This window comes from Arthrobacter sp. Y81 (assembly GCF_002929335.1).
Lineage (GTDB): Bacteria > Actinomycetota > Actinomycetes > Actinomycetales > Micrococcaceae > Arthrobacter.
On record NZ_PJIL01000049.1, the window covers coordinates 1 to 1,398 of the forward strand.

Genomic DNA, 1,398 nt, shown 5'->3' on the forward strand with positions numbered 1-1,398 from the left:
CCCGTCACCGAAGCCCTGTGAGGACCCCATGACCACCATTGCCGAAGCCGCCCCGGACACCCGCTCCGAACACGATCTCCTCGGGGACCGGGACATCCCCGCCGCCGCGTACTGGGGCGTGCACACCCTCCGCGCCGTGGAGAACTTCCCCATCACCGGCCAGCCGCTGTCCACGAACATGTACCTGGTCCGCGGCCTCGCCGCCGTGAAACTCGCCGCCGCCCGCACCAACCGCGAACTCGGCCTCCTCGACGCCGAACGCGCGGACGCGATCGAGCAGGCCTGCACCGACATCATGAACGGACACCTGGCCGAGCAGTTCGTCGTGGACGTCATCCAGGGCGGCGCCGGGACCTCCTCGAACATGAACGCCAACGAGGTCATCGCCAACCGCGCCCTGGAAATCCTCGGCCACCCCAAAGGCGACTACGCCCGCCTGCACCCCAACGACCACGTCAGCCTCTCCCAGTCCACCAACGACGTCTACCCCACCGCCGTGAACCTGGGCACCATCTTCGCCGTCCGCGAACTCCTCGCCGCCCTGGAAGAACTCGAAGACGCCTGCGCCGCCAAAGCCGCCGAGTTCCGCACCGTGGTCAAAATGGGCCGCACCCAGCTCCAGGACGCCGTCCCCATGACCCTCGGCCAGGAATTCGGCACCTACGCGGTCACCATCGGCGAGGACCGCCTCCGCCTGGCCGAAGCGGACCTGCTCATCCACGAAATCAACCTCGGCGCCACCGCCATCGGCACCGGCCTGAACGCCGCTCCCGGCTACGCCGAGGCCGCCTGCCGGCACCTGGCCGAGATCACCGGCCTGCCCCTGGTCACCGCCATCGACCTCATCGAAGCCACCCAGGACGTCGGCGCGTTCGTGCACCTCTCCGGCGTCCTCAAACGCGTCGCCGTGAAACTCTCCAAAATCTGCAACGACCTGCGCCTGCTCTCCTCCGGCCCCCGCGCCGGGTTCGGCGAAATCAACCTGCCCGCCGTGCAGTCCGGATCCTCCATCATGCCCGGCAAGATCAACCCGGTCATCCCCGAAGTCGTCTCCCAGGTCGCCTACGAAGTGATCGGCAACGACGTCACCATCACCATGGCCGCCGAAGCCGGACAACTCCAGCTCAACGCCTTCGAACCCATCATCGTCCACAGCCTCCACAAGAGCATCTCCCACCTCGAAGCCGCCTGCCGCACCCTCACGGCACGCTGCATCCGGGGCATCACCGCCAACACCGAACACCTCCGCCTCACGGTCGAACAATCCATCGGCCTGGTCACCGCACTAAATCCCCACCTCGGCTACGCCACCGCAACCGCCATCGCCCAGGAAGCCCTCGCCACCGGCAAAGGGGTCGCCGAACTCGTCCTCGAACACGGCCTCCTCACCGCCGAACA

The 1,398-nt window shown here is 67.6% G+C and carries 1 protein-coding gene; it reads left to right on the forward strand.

Annotated features, from left to right (window positions below; genetic code table 11):
* Positions 1-28: 28 nt before the first annotated feature.
* A partial coding sequence (locus CXQ91_RS24105; RefSeq protein WP_104176364.1) for an aspartate ammonia-lyase occupies positions 29-1,398 on the forward strand: 1,370 nt, incomplete at its 3' end.